General features: G+C 37.4%; 15 protein-coding genes. All 15 read right to left on the bottom strand.

What is annotated here, in order from left to right:
• Positions 1-242 precede the first annotated feature (242 nt).
• Positions 243-830 carry an amino acid ABC transporter ATP-binding protein gene (locus tag SPD48_RS06135; protein WP_336257204.1) on the bottom strand — a complete coding sequence of 196 codons (588 nt, stop codon included), beginning with the start codon at positions 828-830 and terminating at the stop codon, positions 243-245.
• 78 nt (positions 831-908) lie between these two features.
• Positions 909-1,649, bottom strand: coding sequence for an amino acid ABC transporter ATP-binding protein (locus SPD48_RS06130; RefSeq protein WP_336257203.1), 741 nt, complete (start codon positions 1,647-1,649; stop codon positions 909-911).
• The gene (locus SPD48_RS06125) at positions 1,649-2,311 is read right to left on the bottom strand and encodes an amino acid ABC transporter permease (protein ID WP_442962112.1); all 663 of its coding nucleotides are present in this window, start codon (positions 2,309-2,311) and stop codon (positions 1,649-1,651) included. Before SPD48_RS06125 ends, SPD48_RS06130 begins: the two co-directional genes overlap by 1 nt.
• Positions 2,312-2,917: 606 nt before the next feature.
• Positions 2,918-3,763 carry a transporter substrate-binding domain-containing protein gene (locus SPD48_RS06120; RefSeq protein WP_336257201.1) on the bottom strand — a complete coding sequence of 282 codons (846 nt, stop codon included), beginning with the start codon at positions 3,761-3,763 and terminating at the stop codon, positions 2,918-2,920.
• Positions 3,764-4,042: 279 nt separating this feature from the next.
• Entirely contained in the window at positions 4,043-5,365 is a 1,323-nt protein-coding gene (locus SPD48_RS06115) for a short-chain fatty acid transporter (protein ID WP_336257200.1), read from the bottom strand.
• Between the two features lie 213 nt (positions 5,366-5,578).
• Positions 5,579-6,268: a peptidylprolyl isomerase gene (locus tag SPD48_RS06110; RefSeq protein ID WP_336257199.1), complete on the bottom strand. Its 690-nt coding sequence runs from the start codon at positions 6,266-6,268 to the stop codon at positions 5,579-5,581.
• Positions 6,269-6,341: 73 nt separating this feature from the next.
• Complete coding sequence (locus SPD48_RS06105) at positions 6,342-7,295, bottom strand: ABC transporter substrate-binding protein (RefSeq protein ID WP_336257198.1); 954 nt, start codon at positions 7,293-7,295, stop codon at positions 6,342-6,344.
• Between the two features lie 5 nt (positions 7,296-7,300).
• Positions 7,301-8,089, bottom strand: coding sequence for a heme ABC transporter ATP-binding protein (locus SPD48_RS06100; protein WP_336257197.1), 789 nt, complete (start codon positions 8,087-8,089; stop codon positions 7,301-7,303).
• 14 nt (positions 8,090-8,103) lie between these two features.
• Positions 8,104-9,168 carry a FecCD family ABC transporter permease gene (locus SPD48_RS06095; protein WP_336257196.1) on the bottom strand — a complete coding sequence of 355 codons (1,065 nt, stop codon included), beginning with the start codon at positions 9,166-9,168 and terminating at the stop codon, positions 8,104-8,106.
• 100 nt (positions 9,169-9,268) lie between these two features.
• Entirely contained in the window at positions 9,269-10,063 is a 795-nt protein-coding gene (locus tag SPD48_RS06090; protein WP_336257195.1) for an inositol monophosphatase family protein, read from the bottom strand.
• A gap of 60 nt (positions 10,064-10,123) precedes the next feature.
• Complete coding sequence (locus SPD48_RS06085; RefSeq protein ID WP_336257194.1) at positions 10,124-10,966, bottom strand: sugar phosphate isomerase/epimerase family protein; 843 nt, start codon at positions 10,964-10,966, stop codon at positions 10,124-10,126.
• Positions 10,967-11,222: 256 nt separating this feature from the next.
• Entirely contained in the window at positions 11,223-12,005 is a 783-nt protein-coding gene (gene kduD / locus SPD48_RS06080; RefSeq protein ID WP_336257193.1) for a 2-dehydro-3-deoxy-D-gluconate 5-dehydrogenase KduD, read from the bottom strand.
• A gap of 39 nt (positions 12,006-12,044) precedes the next feature.
• A complete protein-coding gene (gene kduI, locus SPD48_RS06075; protein WP_336257364.1) occupies positions 12,045-12,875 on the bottom strand; it encodes a 5-dehydro-4-deoxy-D-glucuronate isomerase in 831 nt (276 codons plus the stop codon).
• 185 nt (positions 12,876-13,060) lie between these two features.
• Positions 13,061-14,074 (bottom strand): sugar kinase, encoded by a 1,014-nt coding sequence (locus tag SPD48_RS06070; RefSeq protein ID WP_336257192.1) that lies wholly within the window; start codon positions 14,072-14,074, stop codon positions 13,061-13,063.
• Positions 14,071-14,724 (bottom strand): bifunctional 4-hydroxy-2-oxoglutarate aldolase/2-dehydro-3-deoxy-phosphogluconate aldolase, encoded by a 654-nt coding sequence (locus tag SPD48_RS06065; RefSeq protein WP_336257191.1) that lies wholly within the window; start codon positions 14,722-14,724, stop codon positions 14,071-14,073. Before SPD48_RS06065 ends, SPD48_RS06070 begins: the two co-directional genes overlap by 4 nt.
• Between the last annotated feature and the right edge of the window lie 79 nt (positions 14,725-14,803).

Raw genomic sequence — 14,803 nt, 5'->3', positions numbered from 1 at the left:
AATTCAGTGTTAAACTGGATTCCTTTTGTTGTTTTTATAAACGACTTGATTATTTAAAAACAGTTCTCCACTAAAAATGTTGTATTGTGTGTTTAAACTCGTTGATTTTCACTTCAGATGGACGCGTTCCGCGGGATGGCCTCAACTCTTATAGCTCCACTGTCGTGTTGCTATAAGGATTTTTGGACTCATGCTTTTCCCGCTGGTCGCCACCTTACGTTACAATCAACTGGATTGGGATCTCATATAATCACTCCATCTTCTAATAATACTGTTCTGTAAGCAAAGCCGTGTGAAAATTCTACTTCATTTGCAGTAATTACTACTGTCATACCGTCATAATGAAGCTGTTTAATTACTCCGATGATTTCCTCTGCTAACACCGGATTTAAGTTAGAAGTAGGTTCATCGAATAACATTATTTTCGGCTGCATTGCGAGTGTTCGAGCAATGGCTACTCGTTGCTTTTCACTAATAGATAAATTTTTTGGATATACATAGGCGCGTTCTCTCAAACCGACTTTTTCTAATAAATTTATGCCAAGTGCTGCCGCTTTGTCTTTCGTTTCTTTTTGGACAATAGTTGGACCTTCCATCACATTTTCAAGGACAGTTTTATGGGGAAATAAATTAAAATGTCGAAGTATGACCCCTATTTCCTTTTGTTTCTTCGTTATTTTTTCTCCATCAAACCAGATTTCTCCTTGATCAATCTTTTGCAAAAAATGTATACAACGTAACAGTGTACTCTTACCCGCATCCTTAGTTCCTAAAATAACTACTGCTTCTTTTGCTTTTATTTCTAAATTAATTCCTTTAAGTACGTGCAATCCATTATAATATTTATGTAAATCTACTATTTTTAACAGATTATACCCTCCCTATATTAGGAAGTTTGTTCGAAAGTTCTATAATACTTTACTTAAAAATTCCTTCGTTCTCTCTTCCATTGCATTTTCAAAAATTTGATCTGGTGCACCTACTTCAATCACTCGTCCTTGATCTAAATAGACAACATGATCTGCAACTTCACGAGCAAACCCCATTTCGTGTGTTACAATGACCATTGTCATTCCTTCTTGAGCGAGTGCTTTCATAACTTCTAAGACTTCTCCAACAAGTTCCGGGTCGAGCCCTGAAGTCGGTTCATCAAAAAGCATAATTTGCGGCTGCATTGCCAATGCCCGAGCGATTGCAACCCGTTGTTGCTGCCCACCCGACAACATTCTTGGATAAACATCGGCTTTATCAGAAAGTCCTACTTTCCCTAGTAATTCTTTTCCAATCCGGATCGCTTCATCTCTGGCCATCTTTTTTACTTGAATGGGAGCTTCAATGATATTTTCCATTACTGTCATATGTGGGAAAAGATTAAAGTGTTGAAAAACCATTCCTGTTCGCATACGTACTTTATTCAAATCATCTTTTTTCGGATCAATTTTATTTCCTTCCAAATAAATCTTGCCACTTTCGTTTATTTCTAAAAAGTTAATACATCGAAGTAGCGTACTTTTTCCTGATCCACTCGCCCCTATTAAGACAACCACTTCACTCTCCTTCACCTCTAGATCAACATCTTTCAAAACGTGAAGAGACCCGAAACTCTTATTCAGTTGTTGTACTTCAATGACAATATCATTTTCACTCATTAAGTAAGCCCCCTTTCACTCTTAGATAAATAACGCTCAATTCGACTTACAATAAAGGATAATACCAGTACTAGTAAAAGATAATAAATTCCAACAATAATATATGATTCCATTGCCAGACCTGTTGCAGATTGAATACGCTGCGCTCGGTTAAATAAATCTTGGAATCCAATGAACGCAACGAGGGATGAATCTTTTAACGCAATAATAAACTGGTTTCCAAGCGGTGGAATTGCTCTTCTTAAGGCTTGTGGCAAAACAATTCGTCGCATTGTTAATGGATAGGACATTCCTAAACTGCGAGCTGCTTCTGACTGTCCCCGATCAATAGACTGAATTGATCCACGAAAAATTTCTGCAATATACGCACCGTTATGTATCCCAAGAGCAATGCCTCCAGATAAAAAACGCCCCAAATCAACAAAATGAACTAATCCGAAATAAAGTATAAAAATTTGGACGACGAGTGGAGTTCCTCGAATAATGGTTATATAAATATCCGCGATAAAATTTAATAATTTAAACTTACTAACCTTTAAAAAAGCAAAAAACAATCCAATTACCATTCCAATAATCAAACCAAGCACGGTTATTTTTACGGTGGCGATCACTGCGTCCTTATATCCGGGCATCGTTTCAATAAACAGTTCCCAAAAGGTCATTATCATTCCTCCTAATTTTAAAAAATCAGAACCTATGTTACTTCTTAAATAATTGCTAGATTTATAAAGGTTCTAATCCTAAAAGCGTTGGCAGCATCTAATCAAAATCACAGACGGTAAAAAGTATAAGGCTGAGACAATAGTATTTTTATCAAAAGAAAAGACGATACTAAGGGTATGATAGCTTCGGAAATACACTTCGCTTTCATCACAGGCATAAGCGCGACATCAGTTCAAGCAACACTTACACTTGCTTGAACTGTGTCTCCTTTACCTCGGGCACGGCGATCTGCTTCTGTAGCTCCTCGTCTCGAGTCGCTATAGAGATCTTCCGACGTACAGGATGTACTAGTGCAGACGTTGCCACAGGACGTGGCGTACTTAGTCTGCGTTCCCCTGTCGCTGTTCCTGCGACGGACAGGACGTCCTAGTGTCGGCGTTGGTCACAAATCTTTACGGTGGGGCGAAAGCGTAGCTACAGTCACAGGACGTGACCGCCTTTAGCCGACGAGGAGTCTACGTATATTTCCTACGCTAAACAAACATATTGTTCGCCTTTTCAGTTGCTAGTTTTATTTATGTCCCAACCTCACATTTAGTTAGTAATTATTCTAAAATACTCTCCCCAAACCATTTTTCACTCAATTCTTCATATATGCCATTTTCAATAATTGCTTCAAGCGCACGATTTATTTCATCAAGTAATTCCTGGTTTCCTTTTTTAACAGCGGCACCAATTTTCTCTTCGAAAATAAGTTCTCCAACCGACTTAATTTCCAAATTGTTTTCATCAATCTGTACAAGACCTACAATTTTATCCGTCAGTACCATATCAAGTCGATCCGACCCGGCTGCCAAATCTTGAAGAGCAACAGTATCCGACTGATAGGTCGATAATTGATCTTCAGAAATATGTTCTAGTACCGTATCTTCATACACACTATTGGCAATAACACCTACTTCTTTTCCTTCAAGATCATCCCATGATTCAATATCATCGGTGTCTTTATGCACGTAAAATACTGGTCCAGATGTATAATACGGCTCCGAAAAATCTACTGCTTCTGCTCTTTCCTCCGTAATTGTTAAACTTCCTAGAATTACATCAATCCGATCAGTATTTACTTCTTCTATTAACGCACCAAAATCTTGAGTAAATACAGGATTCGGTTCAAGCCCCATCTCTTTAGCTATTGCTTCACCGAGTTCAACTTCAAATCCGGTTTCATTTCCATCTAAGTCTTCAAAGTTAAACGGCTTGTATAGCCCACTTGAGCCAAAAGTCAATTTACCTTCTTCAATTGTGTTGACACTAGCCCCGCCTGAAGCATCTGTCTCTTCCTCTCCTTCCACCTCTGCTTGTTCTGTTGTTGTATCTCCACTACCTCCACATGCGGCTAGTAATCCAATTAAAAGTAACCCTATTACTATACTTAAATAGATTTTTTTCATTTTCTTCTCCCCTTTTTAAAAGTAGTCTGCAAGATGAACTTACCTATATGTAGTAGAATTCCCCCTTTTTCATATACGTCTATCCTTTAATTAGTTTATACATACATTCTTCATCTCATATTTTATTGTGTGATTATTATAGTACCAATTTATTGATAGCGGTTTCATTATCCGAATAATTTAATTATCTGACTTCTTTTTATACAAGTTGTATAACGAATCAGTTATTTATCGACAATGCATTATACTAAGGGCACTCTCTATAAAACTCTGCTTCACTCAATATAAGAAAAAGATTAACACACTTGTTACAACGCCAACGACTGTACTTAATAAAATACAATAACCCATAATATCACGAATATGCAAACCAACAACAGAAAGAATCGGCAATGCCCAGAACGGTTGGATTAAATTTGTCCAAGCGTCTCCCCATGCAACAGCCATCGCAGTTTTTGCCGGATCAACTCCAAGTTCAATTGCTGCTGGGATTTGCAAAGGACCTTGTAATGCCCATTGTCCTCCACCGGAAGGAGCTAAAATATTAATAAAACCGGACACCCAATAGGTAAATAGATTAAACGTATTCGGACTAGCAACGGAAGTCATTCCATCGATGATTAATTGACCGAGTCCTGAGCTAGATAAAATAGCAATTATCCCAGCATAAAATGGAAATTGTAAGATTAATGGCGAAATGGACTTGGAGACATTTGCAAACGTTCTAGCAAACTGGCCTAATGAACGATGGAAAAACAATCCCAATGATAAAAAGAAGAGATTAATAATGTCTAAATCTAAATCTCTTCCTCCGCTAAAAGAAATAATCGTATAAATAATCCCAACGCCGCCGATGATCATTCCTAATGATGGAGTATATTCGAGCCATAAAGCAGGAGTGTCAGGCTTTTCCATCTTTACTTCCAAAGGTTGTTCTTCCTGTTGCTTTATTAAGGTTCTGTATGACTTTATATTCTTTTTCGGAGTCATAAGAATAAGAAAAATAGACATAAAGAAAACGAGACAGAAAAAAATAATAAATGTTGAAGGATGAAAGATCGTCTCAGACGTTGGGATCACTCCCATCACTTCTTCTAAAAAATGCCCATTCGTTGCAATGGTTAACCCAATTGAACTAGACATTCCTCCGGCAAAAAGAACTGTTGCGGCATAAGCACTAGCCACTAACAAAGGAAAATGTGTATGTTCATTTCGTTTAGCTATTTCTTTTGCAATAATTGCACCGACAACAACAGCTAAACCCCAATTAATATAATAGGCTGATGCAGACACAAGGAAAGTTAATAAATACGCCTGCCATGGTTTCTTTGCTAACATGGCTATCTTGGTCAAGCCTTTGTTAATAAACGGAACGGAAGCCAACGTCATTCCCGTCATTAACAATAAAACCATCTGCATAGTGAATGCTAAATATGTCCAAAAACCGTCACCCCACGCTTGAAAAATCACTTTCGGTTCAGAGGGATTCATTGCTAAGCCAATAAGTAACACAATGACTGTCATCAGTACAGCAATGACAAATGCATCCGGTAAAAAACGTTGAACAAGTTTCGAAAAACGATCCGCAATTCTAGATAACATCGCCCTACCTCTTTTCGTTCAAATTTCATCAGTGTTACTCTCCCATTCACCTCACTCACACTTCAAAAAGTTTACTTAAATAAAAAAATGAATAACACTAATGGTGTATCATTAATGTTATTCAAACTAGAACTGCTATTGAATTAGCGAAACGTATAATTTGTTTTATACAAACTTATCCACTCTGTATAAAGTAGATTTTTGTATGCCTATTTACTCGATTACTTCAGGTTCTACTGCTTCATATCCATTCAAATCAATCTTCATCGATTCTATTACTTGGTCTTCAAGTGGCTTATCAACATTATCTCGTTCCACCGAAACAATCTTATCAACCACATCCATACCTTCAATTACTTTTCCAAATGCGGCATAATCCCCATCAAGATGTGGAGAGTCATCTGTCATAATAAAAAATTGTGATCCGGCAGAGTCAGATGCCTGTGAACGAGCCATTGAGATTACGCCACGTTCATGTTCTAAATTATTAGCAAAATCATTTGAGTTAAACTCCCCTTTAATTGAATAGCCGGGGCCACCCATCCCAGTACCTTCTGGATCTCCACCTTGGATCATGAATCCTGGAATAACTCGATGAAAAATCAAACCATCATAAAAACCATCTTCTACTAAAGAAATAAAATTGTTTACCGTATTTGGTGCAACATCAGGATATAACTCAATCAGAACTTTTCCTTCACCCTCCACATTCATAGTGACAATCGGATGCTCACCGGATGGAGTAGTTTGTTCGTTTTCTGTTTTTTGTTCTGCAGATTGATCTGTTTCCTCCATATCTTTCTCTTTACTTTCTTCAGAATTAGATCCGCAACCAACTAAGACCACAGCTAAAACAAATATGCTAATGAATAAAAACATTTTTTTATATAAAGTACATTGCATTGTCTAGTTTCCTCCCTATATTTCATAAAAGTTAGTTAAACTTTTTCAAAAAAAAGACGTAATTTCATACGACCTATTCAAACAAGTCTGGATGAAATCCTTCCGCTAATTTTTCCACTGTATATGCCATTCTAGAACCTGGCAAAACACTTTCTAATTCGATCTTTACAAATCTTTCCTGTTTGACACATTCAAACTGAGCTAATGCGGGATCATTTTTAATATCTTCGATTTTTTGGTCATAGCTTGGTGCATCATAATCATGGACGAGGATAACATCTGGTTCTCGAGCAGCTACTTCTTCATAACTGACCGTTGCCCATTCTTTGTCCGTAATATCATCGAATATATTCTTTCCACCTGCAAGTTCAATTAATAATGTTTCAAAATTAGTTCCACCAGCAGTGAAAACACCATCTCCGCCACTATCATACACTAGAACATTTACTACTTTTTCGTCTGAAACTTTTTCCTCTACCGCTTCGATTCTATTTTTTTGGTCTGAAATAAATGCTTTTGCTTCATCTTCGGCTTCGAATATTTTACCGAGATCTTCTACTTCTTGATAAATTTCTTCCATGCTTGTTGCACTATTCATGTACGTTGTTATCCCTAAACCGTTCAATTCCTCTAAGTCTAAACCTTCGCCGCCAAATTCCCAATCAATTCCATAGATAAAGTCGGCGCCACTAGTCGCAACCGCTTCCCTAGTTACTGGGCCATACGTTAATTCAGGAATCTTTTCATATGCATCCGCAAATTCAGGCAGTGGTCCACGGCTATGATTATTTAAACTGTTTCCAATGATATTATTTTCGAGTCCAAGTGCAATCATCACTTCTGTTGTATTCGGACCAAGTGTCAAAACCTTAGTTGGTTTTTCTGTGACAACAACTTCTCTTCCATAATTATCAAAAGTAAGATTTGCTGATCCACCTGTACTATCAACTGTAGACTGTTCCGTTTTATCATTGGTACATGCTGTTAATACTATAATGACTAATATAAGTAGTATATTTTTTTTCATAAAGACTACTCCTCTGTTTCAGCTAAACTTTCCGGCAAATACGTAATAGAAACTTTTTTTGTAATCGGATGAATCATAATATCGGTATGAATACCAAAAACGTCACCAATATTTTTTTCTGTTAAAACGGTTTCCGGTGTGCCGGCTGTTACTAATTTTCCGTCCTTAAGCAAATAAATTCGATCACAATATAATGCAGCCAGATTTAAATCGTGAATTGCTGCTAACACGGTAACTCCGATATTTTTTACAAGATCAAAAATTTGTAACTGATGATGAATATCCAAATGGTTTGTTGGCTCATCTAAAATTAAAAAATCCGTTTGTTGTGCCAGTACGCGTGCAATAATAACACGCTGTTTTTCTCCGCCTGACAATTGGCGATAATCTTGATATATTAAATGCTCAAGATCTACTTGTTTCAAAGCATTCATCACAATACGCTGATCTTCTTCTGTATCACTTTCTAATAATCCTTTATGTGGGCCTCTCCCCATTGCAACAATATCACCGACGGTAAAATCAAAAGGAATTGAATTTTCTTGACCAACAACACCTAGTTTTGTTGCGGCTTTTTTCACATGCATTTGATAAACAGCTTCATCATCTAAAAAAACGGCTCCCTCATCTGGCTTCAGGACACGGTAGATGTTTTTTAATATCGTTGACTTTCCACTTCCATTAGGACCGATAATACCAACTAACTCGCCTTTTTCTACATGTAGGTTAATATTATCAAGGATTTTTTTCTCTTCTTGGTAAGAAAAACTTATATTTTCCACTCGTAAGTGCATGAGTTAAACCTCCGCTAAAATCGTGTGTTTCGTTTTAATAACCATATAAAAAAGGGACCTCCTATAATTGCAGTTAATAACCCAATTGGTAATTCTTCCGGTGCAACAATAATTCGTGCAACAACATCTGTCCACACGACTAATATTCCACCTAAAAAAGCACTTACAGGAAGTACCCGTCTATGGTCTGAACCAATCAATAACCTCGTAATATGTGGTGCAATTAAGCCAACAAATCCAATTGCTCCGCTAACTGCAATTGTTACACCAGCAAGTAGGGATGCGATAAGTATTAATAACTTCTGCATCCTATTTACATTAATCCCCAATGTACCCGCCGTTTCTTCGCCGAATAATAACGCGTTTAATGATCGATAGTTAATCATTAACACAATGATACAAACGAGCATAACAATAAAAGGTAATTGTAAATAACCCCATTTTGCACCTGCCAAACTTCCGGACATCCAAAAAGCAGCATTATGAAGACCAAGGGCATTTGGTGCATGAAGCGTAATGATTTTCGTAATAGCATCCATAATCATTGCCGTGACCACACCGGTAAGAAGTAATTGAGTAATATTAATTCTTCCTCTTACCCGTGAAATCGAATAAACAATAATGATCGTTATAGCCGCCCCAAGGAAAGCGCTAATTGCAAGTGAATATCGCCCAAAAAAATGAAAAACACCAAATAACATTCCGAGCGTTGCTGTTGCCGAAGCGCCTGATGACACTCCTAAAATAAACGGATCTGCAAGTGGATTGCGGACTAATGCTTGCATTGCCACCCCTGTTACAGAAAGGGACGCTCCTACAATCATGCCTAGCAATACGCGTGGTAAACGAAGTTGCATGACAATATGAGCGTCTAATTCCGTCCATTCCTTTGGTAAAATAGCTGTTAAGATTGGAATACGATCTCCTAATATAGCAGCAACGATTTTAGGAGGTACCGACACAGGTCCAATACCGATTGCTAATAGAATGGAAATGGCACTTACAAAGATTAATAGTGTGATAACAAGTTTCATGTTAAGCCGATCGCGACTTTTCTGAAAATGAGTTCTTTCAGACATAGATTTCTATCCTTTCAAATAACACTAGAAAACTTGGCTTATTGCCAAGCGATTATGGTAAAACCTTCGTTGGGCGTATACAGTTTTCTATCAATAGTATTTATTTTCTTCCCTTCTTCATTACCTCAAGAAGGTCTTCTAAAATGGCAGGATGACAGCTAACGGTTGAATCTGTCCCTATCATATTTACCGACTTTCCATCGATATTTTTCGTGACACCTCCAACTTCTGCAACGAGAACCATCCCTCCCGCAATATCCCATGGCGCTAGATTCATCGTAATATACGAATCAATTATTCCTTCTGCCAAAAATGCCAGTTTTAATGCAGCCGATCCATATGCTCTCGTTCCTCTAACACGTTTTACTAGCTTCTGAATTTCTTTTTCATCTACTACCGTATTCTCACAAAGCCATTTATGGTTAAGTCCTAGAATACTTTCACTAAGCTGTAGGTCTTTCTTTAAAGGGCGTAATTTCCGATCGTTCTTATATGCGCCCTCTCCTCGTTTTGCAGAGTAAAGATTTCCAGCCATCACATCATACACAAATCCCATTTCACCAATACCATCGATAAAAATTCCGATTGAAATAGCAAAGTTTCTTTTTTGATTTACAAAATTAATTGTACCGTCAATCGGATCAATAATCCACACAACACCATCAAGTGTAGAGATATTATCACCAAATCCTTCTTCACTGAGGATGAAATGATTTGGATACGTTTCTTTTATATTGGTAGCCAAAAACTCCTCTGTCTCTCTATCGATCGTTGTTACCAGGTCATTTGCATTTGCTTTTGTATCAACAACTAATGGATCATTTATTTTTTTACGGATTAATTCACCCGCTTCCAGTATCCACGCTTTCGCTTGTTTAAAAATTATCTCATTCATTTTTTCACCTACAATCATTCTAATAAAATAAAAGAAAAGGGGCTAATTATCCCCTTTATTTTACGCTTTGCTATATTTATCTCTTAGAAATGTAATACTATTATCTATGTGGGGTTCTCTCGTATTTTCGAGGAGCACATTCATAAAAGGCTTACGCTTTTTCAAATGTTTGAACACCGCGTCATAATTTAACAGTCCAGTTCCTACTGGCACCATTTTAATCCAATTATCCTCAATCACAAAATCTTTCGCATGCATTGCAACCATTCGATCACCAAATAATTCAAATGCTTCCTCAATTACTTCTTCTTGGCATTCATAATAATCCATACTCATAAAATTCGCCGGATCAAAAATAACTTGTAAATTATTTGATTCATTATTGTCGAGTAATCGTTTCATCAGTTTTGGTGAATAAATAGGGTGGTTAATGCCACCTTCAATCCCAACAATAACGCCCCATTTTTCTGCTTCTTCAACTAGTTCACCGACACTATCTACAACAGAATGGAATGGGCCTTCTGCAAAATTATCAACGGTATATCCCATTTTTGCATTTACTGCACCTGTTTCCGTTCCAACGATACTACAACCAAAGTCTCTTGCAAAGCGAATATGCTCTTTAAAACGATCGAGCAACTTAGCTCTCTCATACTTATCCGGATGAATCATATTAATATAACAACCTAGAATAGCAATATCTATATTCTCTTTCTTAAAAGATTGTCCAATATAGCGTGCATAGCCGGGACTTAAACTCCCTGTTTCTGTGCTAAAATCAGTAAATGACTTTGCCAATGCTAATTGAACAGCTGACAAACCTTTACTAGAAATCGTTTTTGTTAACTCTTCTAATGGCAGTCCTTCTATATCATGCGCTCGTATTCCTAAATTAAGTTCCATTTTTATTTCCCCTTTTCTTTAATATTATAAAGTTCTTTTCGTTACGTATTTTGGCTCTTAAATCACGGGTCCGCGTGCCCCTCAGATTGGGAATTCATTGAAAACAGGCAGATAGTAACACTGTATATGACCCCCGCATCAAGGATTCGTGAATAAAGGGCAGATAGTGAGCTCATTTATTACATCGAAATTTTATAAAGCTAGTGCAATAAAAAGCCGTACCACCACATTGTGATACGACTTTTTACCGGCAAAACTATCTTGCCAACCAACCTCCATCAACCGCGAGAACATGTCCGTTCACATAGTCGGATGCTTTACTTGCTAAAAATACAACTGTTCCCATTAAATCTGCAGGGGTTGCCCAGTATCCTGCCGGGATTCGACCAGTAATTTCTGCATAGCGCTTTTCATCTTTTCGAATTTGCGTAGTGTTGTTTGTCTTAATATAACCAGGTGCGATTGCGTTGATTTGTACGCCGTACTCTGCTAATTCATTAGCGAAAGCTTTTGTAAGACCTGCGATTCCATGTTTACTTGCAGTATAAGGTGGAATGAATTTTCCACCTTGGAAAGATAGCATGGAAGCGACATTAATAATTTTACCACTCTTTTGCTCTGCCATAATCTTTGCGGCAGCTTGGCTTAGTATATAAGCAGCATCCAAGTTTACATTCATAACCGCATCCCAGTCTTCTTCTTTGTACTCAAGAAGCGGCGAACGACGGATCGTTCCAGCATTATTTACCAAAATATCGACCGTACCAAATTCTTCTTTACATGCAGGTACAATTTCTTTTACACTTTTACGATCTGACAAATCCGCTTTAAAAACTTTTGCTTTACGACCAGCTTTTTCAATTAACTCAACTGTTTCTGCACAGTCATCACTTCGGGATACGAGGAAAAGATCTGCACCTGCTTTAGCAAGTGCGACTGCATAACCTTGTCCTAATCCCGTATTTGCTCCAGTAACAATCGCAACTTTACCGTCTAGCGAGAAAAAATCTAGTGAAAAATCGTTTAATTCAGTTGTCATGAATAATATCCTCCCATAGTTTTTACAACGTTATTATTTTTATCTTAAGTCGTCCATATCAACAAAATCCATATCATCATATGTGATGTTTTCTCCACACATTGCCCAAATGAATGTATAATCATTTGTTGCAGTTCCTGTATGGATAGACCAGCTAGGAGAAATGGTTGCTTGCTCATTTTTCATTACTAAATGTCTCGTCTCGCTAGGCTCCCCCATGAAGTGGAATACGCGAGTTTCTGGCTCCATATCAAAGTATAAGTATACTTCCATACGACGTTCATGTGTATGGCAAGGCATTGTATTCCACACACTGCCTGGCTGTAATTGAGTAAGACCCATTTGCAGTTGACAGCTCTGACAATTATTTGGATGGATATACTGATTAATTTTACGTTCGTTTAGAGTTTGCTGTTCTCCAAGCTCAAGTGGTTTGATTTGATCAATACCGATTTTCACTGTCGGATATGTATGATGTGCTGGTGTAGAAACAACGTAAAACTTAGCCGGATTATTGGGATCTTTAGAACGGAATAAGATATCTTTTGTTCCTCTACCCACATACATACCATCATGATTTACCATTTCATGCTCTTCACCGTCAAGGACAACTGTTCCCGTGTTTCCAATATTAATAATTCCTAATTCACGACGCTCTAAAAAGTAATCAACACCAAGTTCTTTATCAAGTTTAATTGTAAGTTCATTAGCACCTGGAGTAACTCCTCCGAAAATCATTCGATCATGGTGCGTATACGTCAACATAACTTTTCCTGGCTCAAATAACTTCTCTACTAAAAAATGCTCTCTTAATTCATCTGTATTGTACCGTTTAATTTCCTCCGGATGATTTGCATAACGTGTTTCCATTTTCATTATAAATTCCTCCTATTATTTAGATATTATTTAAAAAAGTCCGGTAAAAATGATACATCCCTTCATAGGGTATGCCGACGTTAAGCGCAAAGCCCATTTGTAGTCGTGCGTTGCTTGACAAGATGTCAGTAATTTTGACCGACCTTGATCCTTTTTATCCTCTATTTTGAATAAGCATTTTAGCGAATAATTTTACCGGAAACCTGATCCACGAAGCTAAAAATCTCTTCTTTCGAAAATTGATTGGCATCTCCAACTAATGTATGTTTTAAAGCAGCCCCTGCTGTTGCAAAGGAGACCGTTTGTTCACATGGTAAGTTTTCTAATATTCCATATAACATTCCTGCCGCAAAGGCATCCCCTCCACCAACTGGATCAACAATCGGATCAACATGGTGTATTTTAGACTGATACAATATACCATCATAATAATAATTTCCTTGTAAGTGATGAATAGAAGCAGAATTAACGTCCCGGAAAGTAGAATATAAATGTTTTATATTTGAATATCGTTTTAGAATTTCTTTATAGTAATGTTCTAATCTTAATTCTCTGTCCATTTCATCGGTTATTTCTTCTATATCAAGCAAATGAATCGCATCTAATTCTCCACATGAACAAATATCGATGTAAGGCAAAAATGGTTGAATCGCAGTAGCTGCCTCTTTATGAGTCCACAGTTTTGACCGGTAATTAAAATCAAAACTTGTAATCACTCCCATTTCTCTCGCCTTCTGTAGAGATAACATTGTTAATTCTTGGAGTGCTGGCGATAAAGCGGGTGTAATCCCAGTCACATGATAGAGTTCTGCTCCTGTAAAAATTTCTTCAAAATCTATTTCCTCTAACTTTATTTCTGCAAAACTAGAATACTTCCGGTCATAGATTACTTGAGAACTCCTCTCTCCTGCTCCTAATTCTAAGTAATATGTGCCTAAGCGTTCTCCACCTTTAATCAAGTAATCGGTATGAACTCCGTAAGACTTTAAATGTCTTTCTACTGCCTTTCCTAACCCATTTTCCGGTATTTTCCCAATAAAATATGCATCATATCCAAAATTTGCAAGTGACACGCTAACATTTACTTCAGCCCCACCATAATGGATGTTTAACTCTCCAGACTGTTCAATTCGCTTTCCAGTGCTCGTTGAGTAGCGGAGTAAAGGTTCTCCAAATGTTACAATCTTTTTCATATAAGCGCCTCTCTAGCATTTTTTACTTTTTCTACATACTGTCTTGCATAATCAGTAATTTTATCGAAATCTCCTGTCTGTGCAGGTGCAACAAGATTTCCCCCTACACCTACCGCGACACACCCATTTTTTATCCATTGATCCACATTGTCTAAACTTACGCCACCTGTCGGCATTAAATTTACTTGGGGCAGTGGAGCTTTGACTGCTTTTATGAACTCGGGACCGAATGCATTACCGGGAAAAAGTTTGATAATATCGACGCCTGACACAAGTGCTAACTTCATTTCAGTAATGGTCATACAGCCTGGGATATATGGTATTTGATATAGATTACATAGTTTTGCAGTTTCTTCGTCAAACGCAGGACTTACTATATACTGTGCTCCTGCTAAAATTGCCATTCTCGCTGTAGTAGCATCAAGTACTGTACCAGCTCCTATTACAACGTTATTATCCCCTTGATAAATAAGGGATAACTCCTCAATAATTTCAGTTGCACCTTGGACAGTAAACGTTATTTCAATACTAGAAATTCCACCTTTTATACATGCCTTAGATATTTGGATCGCCTGGTCCTTTGACTCTGCCCTAACAACAGCTACAATGCCACAGTCCGTAATTTTTTGAAGAACATTTAACTTGTTCATTTTACACCCCCACTATGTATGAAAAGCTATTTTTTCTATAAACAAAATAATCTCATTAGGGTAACGCTTTCATAATAAT

Origin of the sequence: Pseudogracilibacillus sp. SE30717A, assembly GCF_037071985.1 — a bacterium.
In the GTDB taxonomy this organism is placed as follows: Bacteria; Bacillota; Bacilli; order Bacillales; family Amphibacillaceae; genus Pseudogracilibacillus.
This window is presented reverse-complemented; position numbering and strand designations above follow the sequence as displayed.

What these genes read in the sequence shown, in the direction of transcription:
- SPD48_RS06130 (WP_336257203.1), bottom strand. Translation starts at nt 1,649, where the DNA reads ATGAGTGAAAATGATATTGTCATTGAAGTACAACAACTGAATAAGAGT.
- SPD48_RS06125 (WP_442962112.1), bottom strand. Translation starts at nt 2,311, where the DNA reads ATGACCTTTTGGGAACTGTTTATTGAAACGATGCCCGGATATAAGGAC.
- SPD48_RS06120 (WP_336257201.1), bottom strand. Translation starts at nt 3,763, where the DNA reads ATGAAAAAAATCTATTTAAGTATAGTAATAGGGTTACTTTTAATTGGA.
- SPD48_RS06115 (WP_336257200.1), bottom strand. Translation starts at nt 5,365, where the DNA reads ATGTTATCTAGAATTGCGGATCGTTTTTCGAAACTTGTTCAACGTTTT.
- SPD48_RS06110 (WP_336257199.1), bottom strand. Translation starts at nt 6,268, where the DNA reads ATGCAATGTACTTTATATAAAAAAATGTTTTTATTCATTAGCATATTT.
- SPD48_RS06105 (WP_336257198.1), bottom strand. Translation starts at nt 7,295, where the DNA reads ATGAAAAAAAATATACTACTTATATTAGTCATTATAGTATTAACAGCA.
- SPD48_RS06100 (WP_336257197.1), bottom strand. Translation starts at nt 8,089, where the DNA reads ATGCACTTACGAGTGGAAAATATAAGTTTTTCTTACCAAGAAGAGAAA.
- SPD48_RS06095 (WP_336257196.1), bottom strand. Translation starts at nt 9,168, where the DNA reads ATGTCTGAAAGAACTCATTTTCAGAAAAGTCGCGATCGGCTTAACATG.
- SPD48_RS06090 (WP_336257195.1), bottom strand. Translation starts at nt 10,063, where the DNA reads ATGAATGAGATAATTTTTAAACAAGCGAAAGCGTGGATACTGGAAGCG.
- SPD48_RS06085 (WP_336257194.1), bottom strand. Translation starts at nt 10,966, where the DNA reads ATGGAACTTAATTTAGGAATACGAGCGCATGATATAGAAGGACTGCCA.
- kduD (WP_336257193.1), bottom strand. Translation starts at nt 12,005, where the DNA reads ATGACAACTGAATTAAACGATTTTTCACTAGATTTTTTCTCGCTAGAC.
- kduI (WP_336257364.1), bottom strand. Translation starts at nt 12,875, where the DNA reads ATGGAAACACGTTATGCAAATCATCCGGAGGAAATTAAACGGTACAAT.
- SPD48_RS06070 (WP_336257192.1), bottom strand. Translation starts at nt 14,074, where the DNA reads ATGAAAAAGATTGTAACATTTGGAGAACCTTTACTCCGCTACTCAACG.
- SPD48_RS06065 (WP_336257191.1), bottom strand. Translation starts at nt 14,724, where the DNA reads ATGAACAAGTTAAATGTTCTTCAAAAAATTACGGACTGTGGCATTGTA.